This is a genomic window from Leptospira limi, from assembly GCF_026151395.1.
In the GTDB taxonomy this organism is placed as follows: domain Bacteria; phylum Spirochaetota; class Leptospiria; order Leptospirales; family Leptospiraceae; genus Leptospira_A; species Leptospira_A limi.
In genome coordinates this window covers 2,211,553-2,231,116 of the sequence record NZ_JAMQPV010000001.1, presented here as the reverse complement: position 1 = coordinate 2,231,116, position 19,564 = coordinate 2,211,553, and the positions used below count along the sequence as shown (strand labels likewise).

Annotated in this window: 18 protein-coding genes and 1 tRNA gene; 9 read left to right on the top strand and 10 right to left on the bottom strand. The window is 39.3% G+C overall.

The annotated features are described in order from the left end of the window. Positions 1-11: 11 nt before the first annotated feature. The 4 genes from dnaG to ND812_RS10265 form a co-directional block, all read right to left on the bottom strand. The gene (gene dnaG, locus ND812_RS10280) at positions 12-1,823 is read right to left on the bottom strand and encodes a DNA primase (protein ID WP_265375377.1); all 1,812 of its coding nucleotides are present in this window, start codon (positions 1,821-1,823) and stop codon (positions 12-14) included. A 12-nt stretch (positions 1,824-1,835) separates the two neighbouring features. Next, positions 1,836-2,291, bottom strand: a complete 456-nt coding sequence (locus ND812_RS10275) for a GatB/YqeY domain-containing protein (RefSeq protein ID WP_100718536.1) — start codon at positions 2,289-2,291, stop codon at positions 1,836-1,838. 19 nt (positions 2,292-2,310) lie between these two features. Beyond that, positions 2,311-2,529, bottom strand: a complete 219-nt coding sequence (gene rpsU, locus ND812_RS10270) for a 30S ribosomal protein S21 (protein WP_012388550.1) — start codon at positions 2,527-2,529, stop codon at positions 2,311-2,313. An 88-nt stretch (positions 2,530-2,617) separates the two neighbouring features. Beyond that, positions 2,618-3,406: a hypothetical protein gene (locus ND812_RS10265; protein ID WP_407658538.1), complete on the bottom strand. Its 789-nt coding sequence runs from the start codon at positions 3,404-3,406 to the stop codon at positions 2,618-2,620. A gap of 146 nt (positions 3,407-3,552) precedes the next feature. Here ND812_RS10265 and fbp point away from each other — a divergent pair, with 146 nt between their 5' ends. Further along, positions 3,553-4,584: a class 1 fructose-bisphosphatase gene (gene fbp, locus ND812_RS10260; RefSeq protein ID WP_265375945.1), complete on the top strand. Its 1,032-nt coding sequence runs from the start codon at positions 3,553-3,555 to the stop codon at positions 4,582-4,584. Positions 4,585-4,685: 101 nt separating this feature from the next. Further along, a complete protein-coding gene (locus ND812_RS10255; RefSeq protein WP_100718538.1) occupies positions 4,686-4,934 on the top strand; it encodes a hypothetical protein in 249 nt (82 codons plus the stop codon). 63 nt (positions 4,935-4,997) lie between these two features. On the opposite strand, the gene ND812_RS10250 is transcribed toward ND812_RS10255, so the two are convergent. Next, the gene (locus ND812_RS10250; protein WP_265375375.1) at positions 4,998-6,281 is read right to left on the bottom strand and encodes a hypothetical protein; all 1,284 of its coding nucleotides are present in this window, start codon (positions 6,279-6,281) and stop codon (positions 4,998-5,000) included. Between the two features lie 104 nt (positions 6,282-6,385). Here ND812_RS10250 and pdhA point away from each other — a divergent pair, with 104 nt between their 5' ends. The 3 genes from pdhA to ND812_RS10235 are packed head-to-tail and all read left to right on the top strand — an operon-like array spanning position 6,386 to position 9,725. Then, complete coding sequence (pdhA, locus tag ND812_RS10245) at positions 6,386-7,372, top strand: pyruvate dehydrogenase (acetyl-transferring) E1 component subunit alpha (RefSeq protein WP_265375374.1); 987 nt, start codon at positions 6,386-6,388, stop codon at positions 7,370-7,372. Then, a complete protein-coding gene (locus ND812_RS10240; protein ID WP_265375373.1) occupies positions 7,373-8,347 on the top strand; it encodes a pyruvate dehydrogenase complex E1 component subunit beta in 975 nt (324 codons plus the stop codon). Positions 8,348-8,357: 10 nt separating this feature from the next. Beyond that, the gene (locus tag ND812_RS10235) at positions 8,358-9,725 is read left to right on the top strand and encodes a pyruvate dehydrogenase complex dihydrolipoamide acetyltransferase (protein ID WP_265375372.1); all 1,368 of its coding nucleotides are present in this window, start codon (positions 8,358-8,360) and stop codon (positions 9,723-9,725) included. 12 nt (positions 9,726-9,737) lie between these two features. Here ND812_RS10235 and ND812_RS10230 read toward each other — a convergent pair whose 3' ends face one another. After that, a complete protein-coding gene (locus tag ND812_RS10230; protein ID WP_015675889.1) occupies positions 9,738-9,947 on the bottom strand; it encodes a hypothetical protein in 210 nt (69 codons plus the stop codon). Between the two features lie 131 nt (positions 9,948-10,078). Here ND812_RS10230 and fliG point away from each other — a divergent pair, with 131 nt between their 5' ends. Next, positions 10,079-11,098 carry a flagellar motor switch protein FliG gene (gene fliG, locus ND812_RS10225; RefSeq protein WP_108958978.1) on the top strand — a complete coding sequence of 340 codons (1,020 nt, stop codon included), beginning with the start codon at positions 10,079-10,081 and terminating at the stop codon, positions 11,096-11,098. Between the two features lie 30 nt (positions 11,099-11,128). On the opposite strand, the gene ND812_RS10220 is transcribed toward fliG, so the two are convergent. Then, positions 11,129-11,205, bottom strand: a tRNA-Asp gene (locus ND812_RS10220). A 103-nt stretch (positions 11,206-11,308) separates the two neighbouring features. On the opposite strand from ND812_RS10220, the gene ND812_RS10215 reads away from it, so the two are divergent. Beyond that, complete coding sequence (locus ND812_RS10215; protein ID WP_265375371.1) at positions 11,309-11,983, top strand: CDP-alcohol phosphatidyltransferase family protein; 675 nt, start codon at positions 11,309-11,311, stop codon at positions 11,981-11,983. Positions 11,984-12,111: 128 nt separating this feature from the next. Here ND812_RS10215 and ND812_RS10210 read toward each other — a convergent pair whose 3' ends face one another. Continuing rightward, the gene (locus ND812_RS10210) at positions 12,112-12,390 is read right to left on the bottom strand and encodes a hypothetical protein (RefSeq protein ID WP_265375370.1); all 279 of its coding nucleotides are present in this window, start codon (positions 12,388-12,390) and stop codon (positions 12,112-12,114) included. Between the two features lie 1,087 nt (positions 12,391-13,477). Between ND812_RS10210 and ND812_RS10205 the strand changes: the two genes are divergently transcribed. Both ND812_RS10205 and ND812_RS10200 read left to right on the top strand, forming a co-directional pair. Then, on the top strand, positions 13,478-14,146 hold the full coding sequence (locus ND812_RS10205; protein WP_265375369.1) for a class II aldolase/adducin family protein: 669 nt from the start codon (positions 13,478-13,480) through the stop codon (positions 14,144-14,146). 18 nt (positions 14,147-14,164) lie between these two features. Next, on the top strand, positions 14,165-14,896 hold the full coding sequence (locus ND812_RS10200; RefSeq protein ID WP_265375368.1) for a class II aldolase/adducin head domain-containing protein: 732 nt from the start codon (positions 14,165-14,167) through the stop codon (positions 14,894-14,896). Between the two features lie 47 nt (positions 14,897-14,943). On the opposite strand, the gene ND812_RS10195 is transcribed toward ND812_RS10200, so the two are convergent. Together ND812_RS10195 and ND812_RS10190 are read right to left on the bottom strand one after the other, a co-directional pair. Then, complete coding sequence (locus tag ND812_RS10195; RefSeq protein ID WP_265375367.1) at positions 14,944-15,954, bottom strand: response regulator; 1,011 nt, start codon at positions 15,952-15,954, stop codon at positions 14,944-14,946. Next, positions 15,955-19,335, bottom strand: coding sequence for a PAS domain S-box protein (locus ND812_RS10190; protein ID WP_265375366.1), 3,381 nt, complete (start codon positions 19,333-19,335; stop codon positions 15,955-15,957). Between the last annotated feature and the right edge of the window lie 229 nt (positions 19,336-19,564).

Genomic DNA, 19,564 nt, shown 5'->3' with positions numbered 1-19,564 from the left:
CTTTATCCTCTTTAGACTTCTAACGTTTGGATCGTTCTGAGATACACTGATCTCTTATTTTTTTCACTCTTCAAAAGTGAAAGTTCTGACAGTAGATTGTTCTTTTCTTCAATCGTTAAGTCAGGTTTGGCCATTTCTTTGACAAGTTCTTCCATCCTTGCGTCATCCAACAAATCCGCATGGTAAAGAAACATTGCTTTAAATGTAGCTGGGGTTACTGATACATCGGCCGAAAAATGTTCAGCAATTAGTCCCAGGTATTCCGAAGGAATTTCTTCCCTCGAAAGAATTTCTGCAGCCGTTAGGTTCTCATTCTGCAAATACTTTGTATATAAATAGTCCCAAAAAAAGGCAGAAACCTCATCACGAAACTCGAGCGACAATAAATCATCAGCAAAACTGAATAACTCCAAATTTTGGATGAGCATTGCGATCATTTTCCGCTCACAAATTAAAACAGGAGAAGGTTTCCCCGGTTTTTGAATGGAACGGTCTTTCTTAGTATCGACAACGGCAGGGGTCGAAGTTACACCTGGTTTCCCACGAAAATCCTGAAAAAGAGAAGAAAACGATAGTCCAAGCTGGCGTGCACCCTCTTCTAAATAGACCTGTTTGTCGGTTTCCTTCTCCATGGGTTTTAAAAATTCAAAAAGTTTTTTCACCCCAGCCTGTTTTTCTTCGGCAAGAGATGTGGGACCTGCCCCACCCAGGATTTCTCGGATCATAAACTGAGAAGCAGGTGCGGCACCCTCGAGTAAATCTCGGATCTCTTGTTTGTTATGTTTGAGAGAGTAATCAAAAGGATCTTTTCCTTCTGGGATATGACACACTTTGACAACCACACCCTCTTTGGAGAGAAGGTTCACGGCCCGGAAAGCACCTTTGGTTCCCGCTTTATCGGAATCCATCATTAAATACACTTTGTCCGCCATGTTTTTTAAGATGCGAACATGCCCTTCCGTAAATCCCGTACCAAGCGGGGCGACAACAAATTCAATTCCTTTGCGAAAGAGTCCGATAGCGTCAAACACACCTTCTACGATGACTGCTTCTCTTGTTTTACGTATGCTATCTTGGGATAAATTCAAATTGTAAAATATACGACTTTTATCATATATCAAAGAGTTTGGACTATTAATGTATTTTGCTTCTTCGGATTCACCGAGGATCCTTCCAGAAAAAGCAACCACTCGCCCTCTTGTATCAATCACAGGGAACATGATCCGATTGCGAAAAAAATCATATGGGTCTTTGTTTTGGTCTTGGCGTTTGAGTAGACCCAACTGTTCCCCTAATTTTACTTCGGCCTCTGTTTTTAACAATTCGCTACGTAAATTTCCAAATCCAGGAAGTCCAAATCCAATTTGAAATACTTTGATATCTTCGCTATACAGTCCACGAGACTCAAGATACTTTAACGCCAGTTCACCGGCAGCCGTATTTAGATTTTTTTGGAAGTATTCAAGTGCTTTTTGGGAAATTTGGTAGAGTGCTTCTTTTTTTCGTTCAGACTCTTCTTCTTCCTTGGTGCGTTCCACAAGGGGAATGCCAGAGTATTCCGAAAGGATTTCGAGGGATTTTAAAAAATCTACTTTTTGGTAATCCATCACAAAACGGAATAAATCACCAGATGCCTTACAACCAAAACAATGATAAAACCCACCTTCTGGGTTTACATTGAAGGACGGAGTTTTTTCATTATGGAATGGACAAATGCCAACGAGGTTCCTGCCCATACGGCGTAGGGGAACAAATCGGTTGATGTAGGAGTCAATGGAGACTTCTCTGCGAACTCTTTCTTTAAAACTTTGGTAAGGATTCACAGTTTAGTTATTTTAACTGGCGCTAAGTGCTTGTTTAACGAGGGAGGATACCTTGGAGCCGTCTATATTTTGTCCTTTAAATTTTGCCATTACATTCCCCATCACCTTTCCCATATCCTGAGGTCCGCTTGCACCTAACTGGGTTACAGCTTCTTTCACTGCTTTGTTAATTTCTTCTTCGGAGACTTCTTTTGGAATATAACGTGAGATGATTTCTGCTTCTTCAATTTCTTTACTCGACAGATCGGGACGATTCGCTTTGTCGTATTCCAAAGCGGTATCCTTACGGCGTTTGTAATTGGATTTGAGGATCTGCATCACTGCAGTATCCGAAAGTTCAGAAGCGCCAGTTTTCGTTAATTCATATTGAATTTCTGCTTTCATTAGGCGTAAGGTGCCTAGGACTTTTTCATCCTTGGCTTTTAACGCCGTTTTTAGATCTGAATTGATCGTCTCTTGCAGGGTCATAGGAAAACCGGCTTAAAGATTAAAGTTTATCTTTTTTAGCAAATAATCTTTTCTTTTTGTCTCGTTTGCGTTTTGCAGCTTCTACTGCTTTTTTCTTAATGACACTTGGCTTTTCAAAGTATTCACGGCGTTTGATTTCGCTCATGATACCAGCATTTGCACAATCTCTTTTGAATCTACGAAGCGCTGCCTCGATAGATTCCCCTTCTTTTAAATAAATCCCTACTTGTGGGGTCATAGACAAACAACTGTCCTTTTGTAAAAATGGTCTAGTTTTGACGGTATCGGAAAGAGCCCTATTCTGTCAATTCAGCGTAAAAATGCTTTTAGAAATTTTCAAGAAAAATGGACGAAAACTTGGCATCATCTGCCAAAACGTCCCGATCAATCGGGAAAATCTTCAATTTATAGTCCAAAATCAAATGTTTGGAGGGAAAGTACAAAGATCCGAACCGGTGGTTCGCTCCATCCAAAGTTTCCCCTGGGCAAAATAAAAAATACGACCTAGGGTTCAATTGGAAATTGAATTCGTTTTCCCTCGTTTCTTTGTGGAGTGTGGCCGTCACTTCTCGTAGAATTTCTTGGCTTTTGATGACCCCCATCGGTTTAAAAAAGGGGCTTAGGTCTTGGAGGTGAAAAAAAGCAATCACTCCGGATTTTGTGTCTCCTTGGAATGCCTTCTCCATTCGTTTGCGAATGGGTTCTGTGATGGTTTCAAAATCGAGCAAATTCTTTTCGCGAAGGGAAATCCCAGTTGCACAAAAGGTTAGGACTTGGTTCGAAAGATCTTCCCATATCCTTAGCGGTAAACTTTGCCCTTTTTCAAGTAATACCAAAACAAAAACAGGAACTTCGCCTTCAGGCAGTCGGATGACGAATAATTCCACGTCTCTCTCATTATCCCGTAAGGACTCGATGGTAATGGGAGATAAATACTCCATTGTTCGGGTCCAAACGGAGTACGAACTGGAAACAATCCCTCGGATTTTCTCTTCTTCCTTCGTTTGCCCAAATTCATAAACCAATTCTTTTCCTAAATACACCCAACCGAGATAGGCACCGACACTGGCAAAACTGAGTCCCAAACGGCGGGAATGGTAGTCGGTCATCTGCATAGAAGGAGAAGGGATTAAGTGCATTGGCTCAGTCATGGAGGTTCTAACATACAGTATCGGATTTGTCATCCACTTTCAAAAGGAGAAAGGATTTGCTCCCTACCCACAACCACAAAAATGGTGTAAAAAACAACCTCGGGGAAACTGTGAACGCAACACCGAAACAAAAAAAACTCATTTCTCTCTCACAATTCATCCTGGAAGAGCAACTCAAAATCCCACATGCATCGGGAGAATTCACTGCCCTTCTCAGCCATTTGGTTTATGCAGCAAAAATTGTAGGCCGTGAAGTGAGAAAAGCGGGACTCCTCGATGACATTTTGGGTGCCACAGAAGACACAAATGTCCAAGGCGAAACCCAGATGAAACTGGACCAATACGCAGACAATGCCTTCAACCAATCCTTAAAAATCTGTGGTCACCTTTGTGTTCTTGCCAGTGAAGAACATGAAGCCATCATCCCAATTCCAGGTGGGTACAATATTGGGAAGTACACAATGGCAATTGATCCTTTGGATGGTTCATCGAATATCGATACCAATGTGTCCATTGGTACCATTTTCTCGATCCACCAAAGACTAGATGCCAATTCTAAAGAACCAGGGACAGAAAAAGACCTACTCCAAAAAGGTCATTTACAACGTTGTGCGGGTTACATCATCTACGGATCCTCTACCATGCTTGTTTTATCCACTGGAAAGGGAGTTTCTGGATTCACACTCGATCCAAGTGTCGGTGAATTTTTACTGTCTCACCCAAACATGCAAATGCCAGAATCAGGTGATATCTATTCGGCAAACGAAGGGAATGCATCTTACTGGTCACCAGAAGTACAGGCCTATCTCCAAAAAATCAAATCCATTGAAGGGGGAAAAAAGCCAAAAACTGCACGTTACATTGGTTCCCTCGTGGCAGATTTCCACAGAAACCTTTTGAAAGGGGGAATCTTCCTCTATCCCAACGATACAAAATCCAGCAAATACCCAAATGGAAAACTTCGTTTGTTGTATGAAGCAGCTCCCATGGCCTTTATTGCAGAACAAGCTGGTGGTATGGCAGTGACCGTAAAAGGAGAACGAATTTTGGACCTCACTCCAAAGGAACTCCATGAACGAACAACGCTCATCATTGGAAGCAAAAGAGAAGTAGAAGAATTCCTTACATTTGTTCCGAAATAAATTTCTTAGAAATTTCTGATTCCTTTCAGAAATTTCTTTCAATGGAAACGAAGATCGTGTAGTTTTGGCAGAATTAAAAGATTTTTAGGAGAAAACTTTCGATGAACAAAAAACTACTCGTTTTAATTCTCGGTGTAACTATGGCTTCTGGACTTGCTTTCTGCAAAAAAGAAGAGCCAGTTGTAGAAGAAAAAATGGAAACTGTAGAAGATGCAGCAAAAAAAGTAACTACTGAAGTAGAGAAAAAAGTAGATGCAGCAGTAAAAACTGCTGAAACAGAAGTAAAAAAAGCTGCTACTGGCGCTGTTAAAGACGCAACAAAAGACATTAAAAAACCAGCTGGTTTCTAATTCTTTTTTATCGTTTTTAAAACCAAAAACCAACCGATCTTCGGTTGGTTTTTTTTTGCCCTTTTAGGAATCCGTGTATTTGATTTTTGCGTGGAGTTCTTCCTCTAACGCACATTTGGGATAGGTTCCTACATCTAAAGCAGTACCAATGTAACCAAATGGATCTTGAGGAGAGATAATCCGAAGGTCCCATCCATTCACAATCCAAGGGCATTGGTAATTTCGGTCCTTACAAACAATCTGGGAAGATTTTGGTTTTGGATAAGCCCAAGCGGATGTTTGGAATTTACATTTGTTTTCAATTTCGGCAATGGTTCGAATCCGTTTGATGGCATGGTCAAATTCTTTAAACCGATCAATCATGGGATCTGCCAAATCTTTTCGAAATAGTCCCTTCTCTGCATTATAAGTAAACATCACTAGGAGTTTTTCAGAGACATGTTCTTTATCTGTTGATACCTTTAAATTCTCCATGATATAACGAGCAATCTTCAGTGCATCTAATGTTACTTCTGCGGTGTTATCAGCATATTCTCCCGCTTCTTCTTCATCATCACTTGCATCATCTTCCATTCCACTGCCGAGTAGTAAGTCTTGGTTCAATTGGTGTTTTCGTAAGTCTTCTACATTGACATTTGCTGGGTTCACACCTGGAATTTCAAAATTGGAATTTCCATGGTTGTTAATTGCACTGATCACTTCTTCTGGTAAATTGAGTTTACGTGCAATTTCGATACTGAGGTTTACAACAGTTGAAAGAGAAGAACCAAAAAAACTTTGTCTGTACAAACCTTCTTTGGATACAGCAATATCAGCGCATAAACCTGCTAAAAAACTATAACGGTTCACCATTTTAAATCCGTATTGTTTTTGGATGACAGAACCCAAACTGAGTAGTCCAAAGTCTGCTAAATGGTTAAAAAATTCTTTGTGCGAAAGTAAAATACGAAAAAAAGATAATGCAACGGTTTTGGAATAAAATGAGTTTTGAATGATCCCTTTCAGACTCGCCATTCTTTCTGCATTTTGTTCATAAAGGTGGAAAATGAATTCATTGGACCTATCATCTATCCGATTTAAGATCGCTTTTGACAAAACTTGTCTTAGCATCTTCATTAAATCTTTTGACATTGCAAGTTTGAAGGAAGGAATATAATTCCCTTCTAAACCTTCCAATTTTTTTAATATGTTTTCTTTGATAGCTACTTTTTCTTTGATAAGGATGTTTCCATTTTTATCAACAACAGGTTCACTGAGTGAGACAGAACCTAACAGATCATAATCCACAGCAAAATTTTTAAATTCATTGAATTCCAGGAATTCGATACCAGCACTCGTAATTTTCATAAAGGTCCTAGGGAAACTGTCTTTTAAGTTCTTTTAAGAGCAAGATTTTTGCTTTCTTTCTTTGTCTAAATAGTGTAGTTTTTTAGTGGTTTTGGAGGTTCTATTTGGTTTCTTCTATCCCCAAAGACTCACAATCTGTGAGCGAATTACAAGAGTTCTACAGGCAAATGGTACTTATACGAAAGTTTGAAGAGGCTGCTGCGAAAGCATACAGCGTTGGAAAAATTGGTGGGTTTCTCCATTTGTACATTGGGCAAGAAGCAGTTGGTGTTGGATCCATTGCGGCTCTCACTCCCCATGACTATATTGTCTCCACGTACCGCGACCATGGACATGCTCTCGCTCGTGGTTTACATCCAAACCCTCTGATGGCTGAACTTTTTGGAAAAGCAACTGGTATCTCCAAAGGGAATGGAGGATCGATGCATTTTTTTGATAAAAATGCACACTTTATGGGAGGCCATGGAATTGTAGGTGGTCATATCTCACTCGCCGCTGGGATTGCTTTTGCATCCAAATACAAAAAGGAAGATTCCGTCACCATTTGTTTTTTTGGAGAAGGAGCTGCTAATATTGGTTCTTTTCATGAAGGACTCAATCTTGCTGCCATTTGGAAACTGCCTGTTGTTTTCATTTGCGAGAACAACCATTATGCGATGGGAACACCCGAATACCGAGCCCTTGCTGTCAAAGATGTGTCAGTGCGAGCTTATGCATATGATATGGCAAGAGACCATATCGAAGGGGATGAAGTTAGAAAGGTTAGAGACCATGTAAAAGTTGCAGTCGACAGGGCACGCCGAGGGGAAGGTCCAACACTCATCGAGGTATCCACCTACCGGTTTCGTGGTCATTCCATGTCAGACCCAGCAAAATACAGAACCAAAGAAGAATTAGATGCCTATAAAAAGAAGGACCCACTGATGCGTGCAAGACATGAACTTGAGTTAGGTGGAATTAAACCCGAAGTTTTGGACAAATTAGAAATCGAAATCCAAACCCAAATTGATGAAGCTTATGCATTTGCAGAATCCTCTCCCGAACCACCTCTTTCCCAACTTCACAAGTATGTGTACGCGGAGGATAAATAAATGGCAGTGTTAACCTATAGAGAAGCACTCAATCGAGCCATGGTGGAAGAAATGGAAAAAGACCCCATGATTTATTTGATGGGAGAAGAAGTGGGACATTACCAAGGTGCCTATAAAGTTTCCCAAGGGATGCTCGATAAGTTTGGGGAAGAACGTGTGATTGACACCCCTATTTCTGAAAATGGATTTGCAGGGATTGGTGTGGGATCGGCGATGGTGGGACTCAGGCCTATCATTGAATTTATGACTTGGAATTTTTCACTGGTGGCAATCGACCAAATCATCAACTCGGCCGCAAAGATGAATTATATGAGTGGTGGTCAATTTCCGATGCCAATAGTATTTCGCGGTGCAGGTGGTGCAGGAGGAAGGCTTGGAGCCCAACACTCACAAGCCTTTGAATCTTGGTATGCCCACTGCCCTGGTCTCAAAGTTGTATGCCCTGCCACACCAAAAGATGCCTATGGTCTTCTCAAATCTTCAATCCGAGATAACAATCCAACCATTTTCATTGAATCAGAAGTTTTGTACGGTTCTAAAGGAGAAGTCCCTGAACAGGAATATACAATTCCCTTGGGTCTTGGAGAAATCAAACGAAAAGGAACAGACATAACTATCGTTACTTGGTCAAGGGCTCTCAGTTTTGCGGAAGAAGCTGCAATCATTTTAGAAAAAGAAGGAATCTCTGTCGAAATCGTGGATTTACGCAGTTTACGACCGTTAGATGAAAATCTTATCTATGAATCGGTCAAAAAAACTAACAGAGCCATTGTTGTCGAAGAAGGATGGCCTGTGGCTGGGTTTGGAGCACAAATCTCCCACCTCATCCAAAAAAATGTTTTTTCTTATTTAGACCACCCTGTGGAACGAGTTACACAAATGGATGTTCCAATGTCCTATGCTGCAAACCTGGAACGAATGAGTTTGCCGAATGCCAACCGAGTGGCAGATACCATCCGAGAGATGTTACGTTAAGGAGACCAGAGTGGCAAAAATACAAGAAATGACCCAATTATCCCCTACGATGGAAGAGGGAACCATTGTGAAATGGCTAAAAAAAGAAGGTGATTCCGTAAGTCCAGGGGACATCCTCGCGGAAGTCGAAACTGACAAAGCAGTCATGGAGATGGAAGCTTATGATTCAGGAGTGATCTTAAAAATCATCCAAGGAGAAGGCACCAAACTAAAAGTAGGTGAAGCACTCGCAGTCATTGGAAAACCAGGAGAAGACATCACATCCCTACTCACGAACCTTCCCAAAAAACAAAACTCTACTAGTTCCTCTGAGGCCAAAACAAGTGAAACTCCAAAAGAAGTTGTTCCTTCCACACCGAGTCTTGGTACAAAAGAATCTGTACCGAAGGATAGCCCAAACGTACAAACTCTCTCAGTTTCCCAAAACCAATCGACGGCCCAAACTCCTGCAACAACTCTTCCCAAAGAGACAACGAATGGAACACCTTCTGTACCACGTGGAACCCTTCGTGTCCTTGCTTCTCCCTTAGCCAAATCCATTGCCATCGAACATGGAATTGATTTACACAAAGTCATAGGAACCGGACCCGAAGGAAGGATCACCAAAAAAGATGTTTTGGATACTTTAACAAAAGGAATGGGATCAACAATTGGAGGGTATGAAACACAAGTGAGTGATGAAGTGATCAGTTTGAATGGAATGCGTAAAACCATTGCCAAACGACTCACTGAATCCAAACAAAACCTTCCCCATTTTTATTTGAATGTGGATGTCAATGCCAAAGCTCTTGAGACCTTACGCAAGGAAATCAATGATTTCCAATCCACACAAAACCCAGAAACACCGACTAAGGTGAGTTTGAATGACATCATTGTCAAAGCAACGGCTTCAGCCCTCAAACTCCATCCTAAGGTGAATGCAAGTTTCCAAGGTGATTCCATTTTACAATTTGGTCGCATTGATGTGGGAATCGCTGTTTCCATAGACGGAGGCCTACTAACACCCGTCATCCGTGATGCAAACAGAAAGTCCATCCAACAAATCTCACAAGAAGTGAAGGAACTCGCAAAAAAAGCCAGGGAAAGGAAATTAAAACCAGAAGAGTTTACGAATGGTACCTTTACCATTTCCAATTTGGGAATGTATGGGATCAGTCGATTTACAGCCATTATCAATGAACCAGAAAGTGCAATCCTTGCTGTTGGTTCTGTAGAGGATAAACCCGTTGTAGAAAATGGAAACGTGGTGGCAGGAAGGATTCTTTCTCTCACACTCTCCTGCGATCACCGGGTGATCGATGGAGCTGTGGGAGCAGAGTTTTTAAAGACCTTAAGGAGTTTATTGGAAAAACCAAATCTTCTCCTTGCAGTCGGTTAAACTAGTTTTGGGTTATGCAGCAAAAAAGTCTGCACTTTGGATATCGGCAATGGGAATGCGAACCACACCAGTGGCCAAATTCCCGATAACGACATCGTCCATCATTTGGCGGTTTTTATCGAGTTCGATGCTCTTTCCATCTTTGAGGTGTAAAACGATATCGATTCCTCGGTAGTGAATGTAACGTTCGAGTGTGTTTTTGAATTTGTGAGCTTTGTCCATCTGGTTTTTCGTTCCTTTATCTTTGTAACTTACAAAGGGTATCGTACGAAGTGAATGAGACCTTTAGAAAATTTTGTCTCATTAGATAAGTTTTTTTTGACATCCATAGGAAACTAAGAGAATTATGTCACATGAAGTCTGAGAACCCAACCTCCGCCACCCCTGGCGTACGAAAAGCTGCCCTCCTCCTCCTATCCCTTGGCAAAGAAAGAGCCGCCGATGTTCTAAGACACCTAGACGATTCTATGTTAGAAGCAGTGATTTTGGAAATGTCCAAAATTAGGTCTGTTTCCAAGGAAGAAAGGGAAACCATTCTAAAAGAATTCCATCATACCATCGAAGACATTTCCGAATCCACTTCGGGTGGATTGTCAACAGCAAAATCCCTTCTCGAACACACGGTGGGATCAGAAAAGGCCAATGTGATCTTAAAAAAGATCCATAAAGAAGAAACAAAGAATGATTTTGAATTTTTGAACTTAGTAGAACCGACGGTTTTACAAACCATGCTCGCGACAGAATCACCACAAATCATTGCCGTTACCCTTTCGCATCTAGATCCCAAAAAAGCAGCGGATGTTTTGAAACTTTTCCCGAAACCAGAACAGGCAAAAATCGCAGTTCGTCTCGCAACCACTTCCAAAACCCACCCAGATGTGATCCAAAACATCGCAAGGATTCTCAAAAAACGGTATGAAGAAAGAGACAAACAAGAATATTCCGAAGCGGGTGGTGCTCACGTGCTTGCGAACATCCTTAACTTTATGGAAAAGGGTGCAGAAGAAACCATTCTTTCTGAATTAGAAGAAACCTCACCAGATGTTGCTGACCAAGTCAGGGAAAAATTATACACGTTTGAAGACATTTTATCTCTCGATAACAAAGAGATGAGGATTCTCATCAATCGATTGGCAGATGATACCTCAATCTCTCTTGCCATTCGTGGTGCCGGGGATGAAATTCGTAAAAAATTCTTAAACAATATGAGCCAAAACCGTGCGGAAGATATATTAGATATTTTAGATATGAAACCCCGCGTCACCTTACGAGAGATAAACGAAGCACGAAGTAAAATTGTCCAGGTTGCACGAGTTTTAGAAGAGGAAAATCAAATCCTATTCAAGAAAGACAAAGAAGAATACATCGAATGAAAATGGGAAGAAAAGAAGGAAAATTCCCGATGGCGGAGTTGACGGGGCTCGAACCCGCGACATCCTGCGTGACAGGCAGGCACTCTAACCAACTGAGCTACAACTCCATCGGAATAAAAACCAAGGTATAGATGCGACTTCAATCGTCAACATTGTTTTCATTTGTTTTCTTGCCTTCGGTTAGAATTTTGAGAATCTGGCATAGGTTCTATGCAAATCGAAGAAAAAAAAGCCAAAGACCTTTTCCAGGATCGTATCTTCACACTTTCCAATTTTTTATCTATATTCCGTGTATTGTTATTACCATTTTTTTTCTATAGCACATATGATTATGCCAAAGATCCATCTAACTTAAAAGCTTTCTTTTCTTCTATTGGTTATGCTTTGGTTGCCGTTTTCACTGATTATTTAGATGGCCTTTTTGCAAGACTCTTACACCAAGAAACCAATCTGGGTCGGTACTTAGATCCTGTTTGTGATAAACTCGTAACTTTAGGTGGACTTTCTGTCGTGACACTTCATTTTGCATTTCCCAGTTGGATCCTCATTGTCTATTTTATCCGTGAGGTTTTAGGTGTTTGGCTTGGTGGGTTTTTGTATTTAAAACGTGGGCTCCAAGGAAGGCCTAATTGGTGGGGGAAATTTGGTGTGGGAATTGTTGCCGTTTCTGTAATTTGGTACATGTCACTTCCTTACTTCCACCAATTTGGTGCCCCTTATCCGTTTCTGATGCACCCTGTGATTTCGGCTTATGTTTTACTCTTTGTACTCACAGCAGGTGTGATCGCTTATGTGGTTCGGTATTGGAATATTGTCCTACATCCGGAAGCAATCGAACTAGACCCAGAAAACAAAAAACAAGCAAAGAAATACCAAAAGATCTAACATACCCAATATGATTTTCTCGATTTTTATGAGGAAAGGAAAAATGGAAGGTGAGATATAAGGGATAATAGCTTCAAGACATCTGAATACCAATGGGTATGATGTTCGAATCTATTATCCCAAAGGGATTAACGTCGTTTTTTCTTTGCCGCTCTTTTTTTAGATGCTTTCTTCTTTGCTACTTTTTTCTTTTTAGGAGCAACTTTCTTTGTTTTTTTCTTGGCTGCTTTTTTCTTTTTAGCTGCCTTCTTCTTCTTAGGAGCTGCTTTTTTTGCTCTTTTTTTCTTTGCCGCTTTCTTTTTGGCTGCTTTCTTCTTTTTAGGAGCTGCTTTTTTAGCAACAACTGTTACTTCAGGAGCAGGTTCTTCCATTACTACGGGCATTTCTATTGTTTCGTTTTCTTCCATACATGTAACCTTATGAAGATTGGTTCTATCTTCCGTCTGGAAACGATAACAATGGTTGGATTCTAAAAAGTAAATTCATTTTTATTTTCTAAAGATGATCTGACCTAATTTCTTTCCAATTTAAAATCAGAATGCATTCAATCATCAAAACGCATACGATGGTACAATGAATTAGATACAATTTTACCATATTCATGAAGCGATCCCTCAATTTGTAGATGTTTTCAACTTATGGTAAGTCGACAGAACTTCCTTTGCACGTTCAGGAAGTTTTGATTTATCGTACAATTTGATTAGGACTTTTAATCCAGGTAAAACATCAGGTTTTCGACCAAAAAGTAAGGACATTGGGATCGATCCATCAAAACCTTCAAAAACATGATTCAAATCATTTAGAGCTGTGTGTAACCAACGTTCGGGGAGGTAGCAGCAAAATATCCCTTCTCGATTTGTTCATGTAATGACAGCACGAATCGCTGTACCAAAAACTAAAACCCCTCCTGCCCCTTACATGGTTTTCCCCATGGCAACACCATTGGCAATCACACAATCACGACGACCAGATAAAACAATTTGGTCAGTAACACAAATATCCCCTCCCAATTCATACTTTCTCTCCTTACATTAGAAAGATTTCGTCTGTTTGAATTAGGATAAAAAAGACACCGATTTTGAGTGGTTTTGTACCCTGAAAGCGGACGAGTGAGAAGTGATGTGAGATAAGAGTCACCATCTTATTCTGACTCCAATCGACTTACTTCCATAATTGTATCTTCATAAGAACGATTGAGTGTTCATAACAAAATTCCTAACAATAGAAAACTGAAACTGCTGTGATGAGGAAATCCTCACTCCTTGCTTTTAAAGAAGAATCATCGGAAAACCAAACAAAGATGGGTGCAAACATCACATTGGCACTGAAGATCACCCCACTGTATTTGATTTGAAAACAGGCAGTGAGTGAACTGATGATAAAAGTAGTTACAATTAAAATTTGGAAGTACCGTTTCTCGAATTGGCAAATCTAAGAATTTTTTAATCGACATTTGTCGATTAATATCCAAACTAGGAAGGGAAGGAAAATGTGATGACCCTCGACCCAAAAAAAACCAAATCCATCCAAAAAGATATGATAACCGCCTGTATTCAGTTAGCTGATCTTGGTTTTTTAGCAGGGATCGGTGGCAATTTAGCAGTACGAGTGGATGAAACCTATATGGTGGTCACTCCTTCTGCAAGTGATTATTATACAATGAAACCTGAAGACCTTTGTGTCTTACACATTGATACCTTACGAATGGTGGAAGGCACAAAACAACCTACAACGGAAAGTGGAATCCATGCTAGTTTTTTAAAAAAACGACCCGACATCAATGTGAGTTTACACACTCACCAACCGTTAGCAAGTGCCATTACATTACTTGGAAAAGATTTAATATTAAAAGAAAAGGAAACAAAAGAACGATTGGGAGATCGATTGGTAATGGTTTCTTATGCTCCTTCTGGAACCTCTTTTTTAGTTCGTGCCTTTCAATCAAAAATTACAGACAAAACAAATGGTTACTTACTCAAAAACCATGGAATTGTCTGTGGAGCAAAGGATCTTAAATCAGCGATCCGATCTGTTTCCCTAATAGAAAAAGAAGCATCTGAATTTTTACGAAAGTCCATCCAAAATCATCCAAATCCAAACCGACTTTCTTCGGGAGTCATCAACCAAATCAATACGATCTTTATAAGTGCAAGGCATACTTAGGTAACAAAAGGAATCATCATGATCCAACTAGCTAAAAAAACAAATAGAGTAAAGAAAAATCAATCTTCAGATGAATTGGAATTACAAGATCTCTGGAACCGATTGGAATCCAAGGGACTTTTCCAAAATCTATCGGCAAGTTTGTCTTTTTTAATACCTGGTAAAGGTAAAATGATCCTTATGTTGAAAGGGGAAGGTAAAAAGAAACAACCTATTGTCGGAATTTATAGTTTAGAGAATCCAAATATAATGTTAAGTGGAGATGATTCGTTACCGAATCTTCCTTCCTTGATTCGTTTCCATGCTGACCTTTATAAAATTCGCCCAGATGTTGGCGCGATTGTGAGATTCATTCCTCCCTGGAGTTCTCATTTACATTCACTCGACCAACCTCTTCCTTTGGTTTTTGACGAACAATGCCGGCAATTAGGAGCACCTGTTTACCAATTACCAATTGATCTGAATGGAAATTTATTACCTAGTCCCATACTTACTTCCGGTGCCAATGGATTTATGTTAGGTGAAGAGATCATCATCACAAGTGTCACTCGCGAGAAAGCAATTTATAATTGTGAATTGATCGAAAAATGTGCCAAAGCATACTTGTTGGCTATTGCAACAGGGGGAAAGGTAAAACAAATTCCATGGTTTGTTCGCTTCATTGCAAAAAGTCGTTTATTAAAAGACGAAAAAAAAGCGATGGAATTTTACAAACGTGGTGAAAGGCCAACTGGTTTTAAAGCCTACTAAAAACGAAATCATCCGAATTGAAAAGATTTCAGTTTCGTTTTGAAAATTTACGAATGGTTCTTTTTTTCCATTTCTTCTGGCCATTCTGCTTTGATTTCTAAAACTTTTGGTAACACTTTCAAAAACTCTTTTACCAATTGGGGATCAAAATGGGTTCCCGATTCTTTTTGTAAATAAGACAATGCATCCTCAACTTCCCATGCTTTTTTATATGGTCTTACTGTTGTTAATGCATCAAATACATCGGCAATCGCAATGATCCTACCTTCTAATGGGATATTTTCCCCTTTTAATTGGTAAGGGTATCCGGTTCCATCATATTTTTCATGGTGAGTGAGTGCTATGGATTTTGCTAATTTTAACAAACTAGAATGATGATCTCCTATGATCTCTGCTCCAATTTGCGGATGGCGTTTCATGATTTGCCATTCTTCTTCCGTGAGTTTTCCAGGTTTTTGGATGATAGAATCTGGGATCCCAATTTTTCCAACATCATGCATAGGAGCTGCATTTAAAATTTCTTCCGCACCTTCTTCGCTGTATCCGATAGCAAGTGCTAGTGTTTTTGAATAGTGGCTCATACGGATGACATGCATACCCGTTTCATTGTCTTTGTATTCCGAAGCCATACCCAATCTTTGGATGATTTGTAATCTTGTAATTTTGACTTCTTCGCTATTCACAAGTGACAAATGAGTTTTGACCCGTGCTTTCACAATGGAGGGACTTACTGGTTTTGTAATATAATCAACAGCACCTAATTTAAATCCTTTTTCTTCATCTCCTACATCAGTGAGAGCTGTAACAAAAATTACAGGGATGTATTTGGTACTTTGGTTTTCTTTTAATCGCTGGATGAGTTCATAACCTGTGACTTCTGGCATCATCACATCCAAAAGAATTAAATCGGGACTTTCTCGATTAGCAAGTTCCCAACCTTTTTCCGCATCTTTGGCAAAAAATAGGATATAATCATTTTTAAGAATTTCGTTTAAAATTTGTAAATTCGTAGGTTCATCATCGATGATAAGGACCTTTGCTTTTGTATTCTGTATCATCTATAGATCTCCTAAATGTTTTTCCAAAGTTTTTAAACCTTGGATGGCTGATTCAAAATCGAAATGTTCAATGGATTTTGTAATTGAGTGAATCTCTGGCAGAAATGAAGGCAACGAAAGTATTTTCTCAAGTTCCAGCCAATCTGTTGGATTGAGGTTTCCCTTTTCAAATGAAAGGATTAAGTTCTGAATCAGTTGGATTGCTTTTATGGCATCTAAGGGTTCCAATGTTTTATTCCCATTTGGATCGGATGGTCGCACTGCCTCCCGATTCCTTTGGGATAAAATTCCAATCAGGTTATGGAATTCGGTTTGGACTAAATTCCATAATGAATGAAACTCTGATTCGTTATGAGATTCTTTTTCCCAATCTTTTAGAATTTGTATTACTGACTTTAAACCTAAATTCGACGTGACCCCTTTCCATTTATGGATCACTTCCGATATTTGGCTCTGAGTTAACATTTGATTTTGGAAGTCGAGAACGGTTTTGGCTTGGTCACGTAAGTAATCCAGTAACACACGAATGTATTTTGTTTCGGAACCATAAATTTTAATCCCCCGTTCCCAATCGAATTTTTCTGGATATGTATGCTCCAATGAACTTTTGTTTTGCAAACGAATTGGTTTCTCTATAGTTCCATACGAAACTTGTTCTTCCTTCTCACTTGTTTGTTTGAAAATCCATTTGGCGATTTCTTCGTATAGTTCCTCAACATCAATGGGTTTGGATACAAATCCATCCATTCCAGCGAGTCTTGCTTGTTCTTTGTCCTCTTCAAATACACTCGCAGAAAGTGCGATGATCGGTGTTCGCTTTCGCAAATTGACGGATTCAAACTCACGCATTTGTTTTGTCGCTTCTAATCCATCCATCTCAGGCATTTGGATGTCCATAAGAACCAAATCAAAAGACTGTGTATGAAATGCTCTTAATGCTTCCAAACCGTTATTAGTAACTTGCACCTTATGTCCGTTTGTTTCCATTAGGATATGGATGAGTTCTACATTCTGTTTGACGTCATCGGCAATGAGAACCTTTAAATTGGGAAGGGAATGAAGTTCTTTGTTTTGGATGAGCGATTCTAGATTCCCTTTTTGTAATGGTAAACTGAAATAAAAATCACTCCCCTCTCCCATTTTACTTTCTACCCAAATTTTCCCACCCATCAGCTCCACCAATTGTTTGGAAATGGTCGTACCAAGGCCTGTCCCACCAAATCTGCGACTCATGGAAACATCAGCCTGTGTGAATGGTTCAAAAATTTTTTCAAGTCTGTCCTCTGCAATGCCAATCCCTGTATCATGGATATGAAATAAGACCTGATTCTCGTTTGGTGTGACAGCGAGATGGATTTTTCCTGCTTTTGTAAACTTAATTGCATTGCCTATCAAATTCGTTAAAATTTGCCTGATGCGAAGGTTATCCCCTTTATAATAATCTTCTAATTCATCCGAATAAAATGTCGTAAATGTGATTCCCTTTTTCTTTGCTTCTATCGCAAACGTTGAGGATACTTGGTCTATGAGAGAGAGTAAAGAGAAGTCAAATACTTCTAATTCTACTGAGCCTCGATCAAGTTTCGCTGAATTCAATATATCGTTTAACAATCGCAATAATGACTTTGCAGAATTTCGTATGGTTTCTAGATGTTTTTTTTGAGGGTTTGGTAGTGGGTCAGCTAGCAATACTTCCGTGAATCCTATGATTGCATTCATAGGAGTACGAATTTCATGGCTCATATTTGCTAAAAAGGTGGTTTTGGTAATGGAAGCCATCTCTGCTTTTTCTTTTGATTCAATAAGAGCCTCTTCTATCATTCGCCTGTCAGTGTTATCGAGTATCACTCCATCCAAAAACTTCACTTCTTTGTTTTCATCAAAAACAAGACCACCATATTCCAAAACCCAACGAATGTCTCCATCCTTGTGCAAAATTCGATAATTTAATACAAATGTATCTGAAGTAAATATCGCATTTTGTATCGTGTTAGAAACATGTTCTCTATCATCGGGATGTATGATGTCAGAAAAATTACGAATACGATTTGGTTCTAAAAAATCACTCGCGGGATAACCTGATAAAGTATAAATTGCATCACTTAGAAAAACAGAAGACCAATATTCATCAACCAAACAACGATAAACTACGCCAGGGATGTTTTGTATGAATGATTTTAATTGTTCTTCATTTTCCTTTAAGGCATTCTCAATCATGATCCTCTCTGAGATATCACTAATAAGCCCAACAAAAATATCGTCTTGTGGTAGTTTGGTGTGCCCGATAGCAAGACGAATTGGAAAGGTAGTTCCATCTTTACGAACTGCAATGGTTTCTCTACCTATACCAATGATCTTTGCTTCACCTGTGTTCAGATAATTGGATAAATATCCATCGTGTTCCTCGCGAAAGGGACTTGGCATCAAAATTTCTACATTTTTACCAATGATCTCTTTCGAAGACCAACCAAACATTCGTTCCGCTGTTACATTAAATTCCTGAACAATACCTCGTGTATCAATCATAACGATTGCATCCGCTGCTGTTTCAATGATTGCTCTAAGCCTAGATTCACTTTTGACTAAGTTTTGGAATAAATCCTTATAACTGATAAATGCAATTGTTACAACTGCAGATCCAATCACAAATAAACTTCCAAAACCTACTAAAAAAGCTAAAAATACTTGGTCATTCGTGGAATTGTCTACACTGGTTCCGATTGGCACAACAAAACGAGCTGCTGCCATTCCTGTGTAATGCATCCCAGAAATCGCAGAACCCATCACTATTCCACTAACCAATGTTAGATAAATACTTCTAATTTTTAGGTTTGAGTTTTTTAATCGGAACTGGATGAAAATGGATAAAATCGAAAGGGCAATGGCTACAACAAGTGAAACCAAAAATAGAATCGGATCGTACATCAATTTTGGTTTCATCTGCATTGCAGACATTCCCATATAATGCATAAATCCAATTCCAACTCCCACGAGAATTCCAACGGAAACCAATTCAAATTTTGTTATTTGTTTTTTACTGAGGGATTGCAGAGCAAAAAAAGAAGCAATGAAACTAGGAAGGATGGATAAGGTTGTGATTACCGTATTGTATGTTACTGTAGTGCAAAGTTCAAAGGAGATCATTCCAATGAAATGCATGGACCAAACTGCACCACCAAGAGATAAACTTGCGGTAAATAATATCGCAAACCGAGAGAATTGGTTAGCTACTCCAGAGAATCGATGTAATAAGTATAAAGAAATCCAGGATGCAAGGATGGAAATAAAAATGGATAATACTACAAACCAAGGATTATAAGTTCCTTCGACAAAATACACGTCGGTGGCAGAGATGATGAAAAATTTCTGTAACAAATCCATACGTAAAATAACAGTGGTTTAGAAAAAACGAATGTTCCGTCCCCATTCTTTGACTCTAGAAGGAAAGGGAAAGGAAGTATTTAGAAACACCTTATTTTCAGTTTCTTTCGATCCGTACTATTCCTAAAAATTCCAATGGAAATGGATAAAAAGTAATGAGATTCACTATAGAAACAATATCATCACAACTCAGAAGATTCTCTTTTGCCAATCGAACCTTTCTGTTAAA

Bases quoted from the DNA above. Each gene is read 5' to 3' on its own strand.
- ND812_RS10275 (WP_100718536.1), bottom strand. From the start codon at position 2,291: ATGACCCTGCAAGAGACGATCAATTCAGATCTAAAAACGGCGTTAAAA.
- rpsU (WP_012388550.1), bottom strand. From the start codon at position 2,529: ATGACCCCACAAGTAGGGATTTATTTAAAAGAAGGGGAATCTATCGAG.
- ND812_RS10265 (WP_407658538.1), bottom strand. From the start codon at position 3,406: ATGCAGATGACCGACTACCATTCCCGCCGTTTGGGACTCAGTTTTGCC.
- ND812_RS10255 (WP_100718538.1), top strand. From the start codon at position 4,686: ATGAACAAAAAACTACTCGTTTTAATTCTCGGTGTAACTATGGCTTCT.
- ND812_RS10250 (WP_265375375.1), bottom strand. From the start codon at position 6,281: ATGAAAATTACGAGTGCTGGTATCGAATTCCTGGAATTCAATGAATTT.
- ND812_RS10240 (WP_265375373.1), top strand. From the start codon at position 7,373: ATGGCAGTGTTAACCTATAGAGAAGCACTCAATCGAGCCATGGTGGAA.
- ND812_RS10230 (WP_015675889.1), bottom strand. From the start codon at position 9,947: ATGGACAAAGCTCACAAATTCAAAAACACACTCGAACGTTACATTCAC.
- fliG (WP_108958978.1), top strand. From the start codon at position 10,079: ATGAAGTCTGAGAACCCAACCTCCGCCACCCCTGGCGTACGAAAAGCT.
- ND812_RS10215 (WP_265375371.1), top strand. From the start codon at position 11,309: ATGCAAATCGAAGAAAAAAAAGCCAAAGACCTTTTCCAGGATCGTATC.
- ND812_RS10210 (WP_265375370.1), bottom strand. From the start codon at position 12,390: ATGGAAGAAAACGAAACAATAGAAATGCCCGTAGTAATGGAAGAACCT.
- ND812_RS10205 (WP_265375369.1), top strand. From the start codon at position 13,478: ATGACCCTCGACCCAAAAAAAACCAAATCCATCCAAAAAGATATGATA.
- ND812_RS10200 (WP_265375368.1), top strand. From the start codon at position 14,165: ATGATCCAACTAGCTAAAAAAACAAATAGAGTAAAGAAAAATCAATCT.
- ND812_RS10195 (WP_265375367.1), bottom strand. From the start codon at position 15,954: ATGATACAGAATACAAAAGCAAAGGTCCTTATCATCGATGATGAACCT.
- ND812_RS10190 (WP_265375366.1), bottom strand. From the start codon at position 19,335: ATGGATTTGTTACAGAAATTTTTCATCATCTCTGCCACCGACGTGTAT.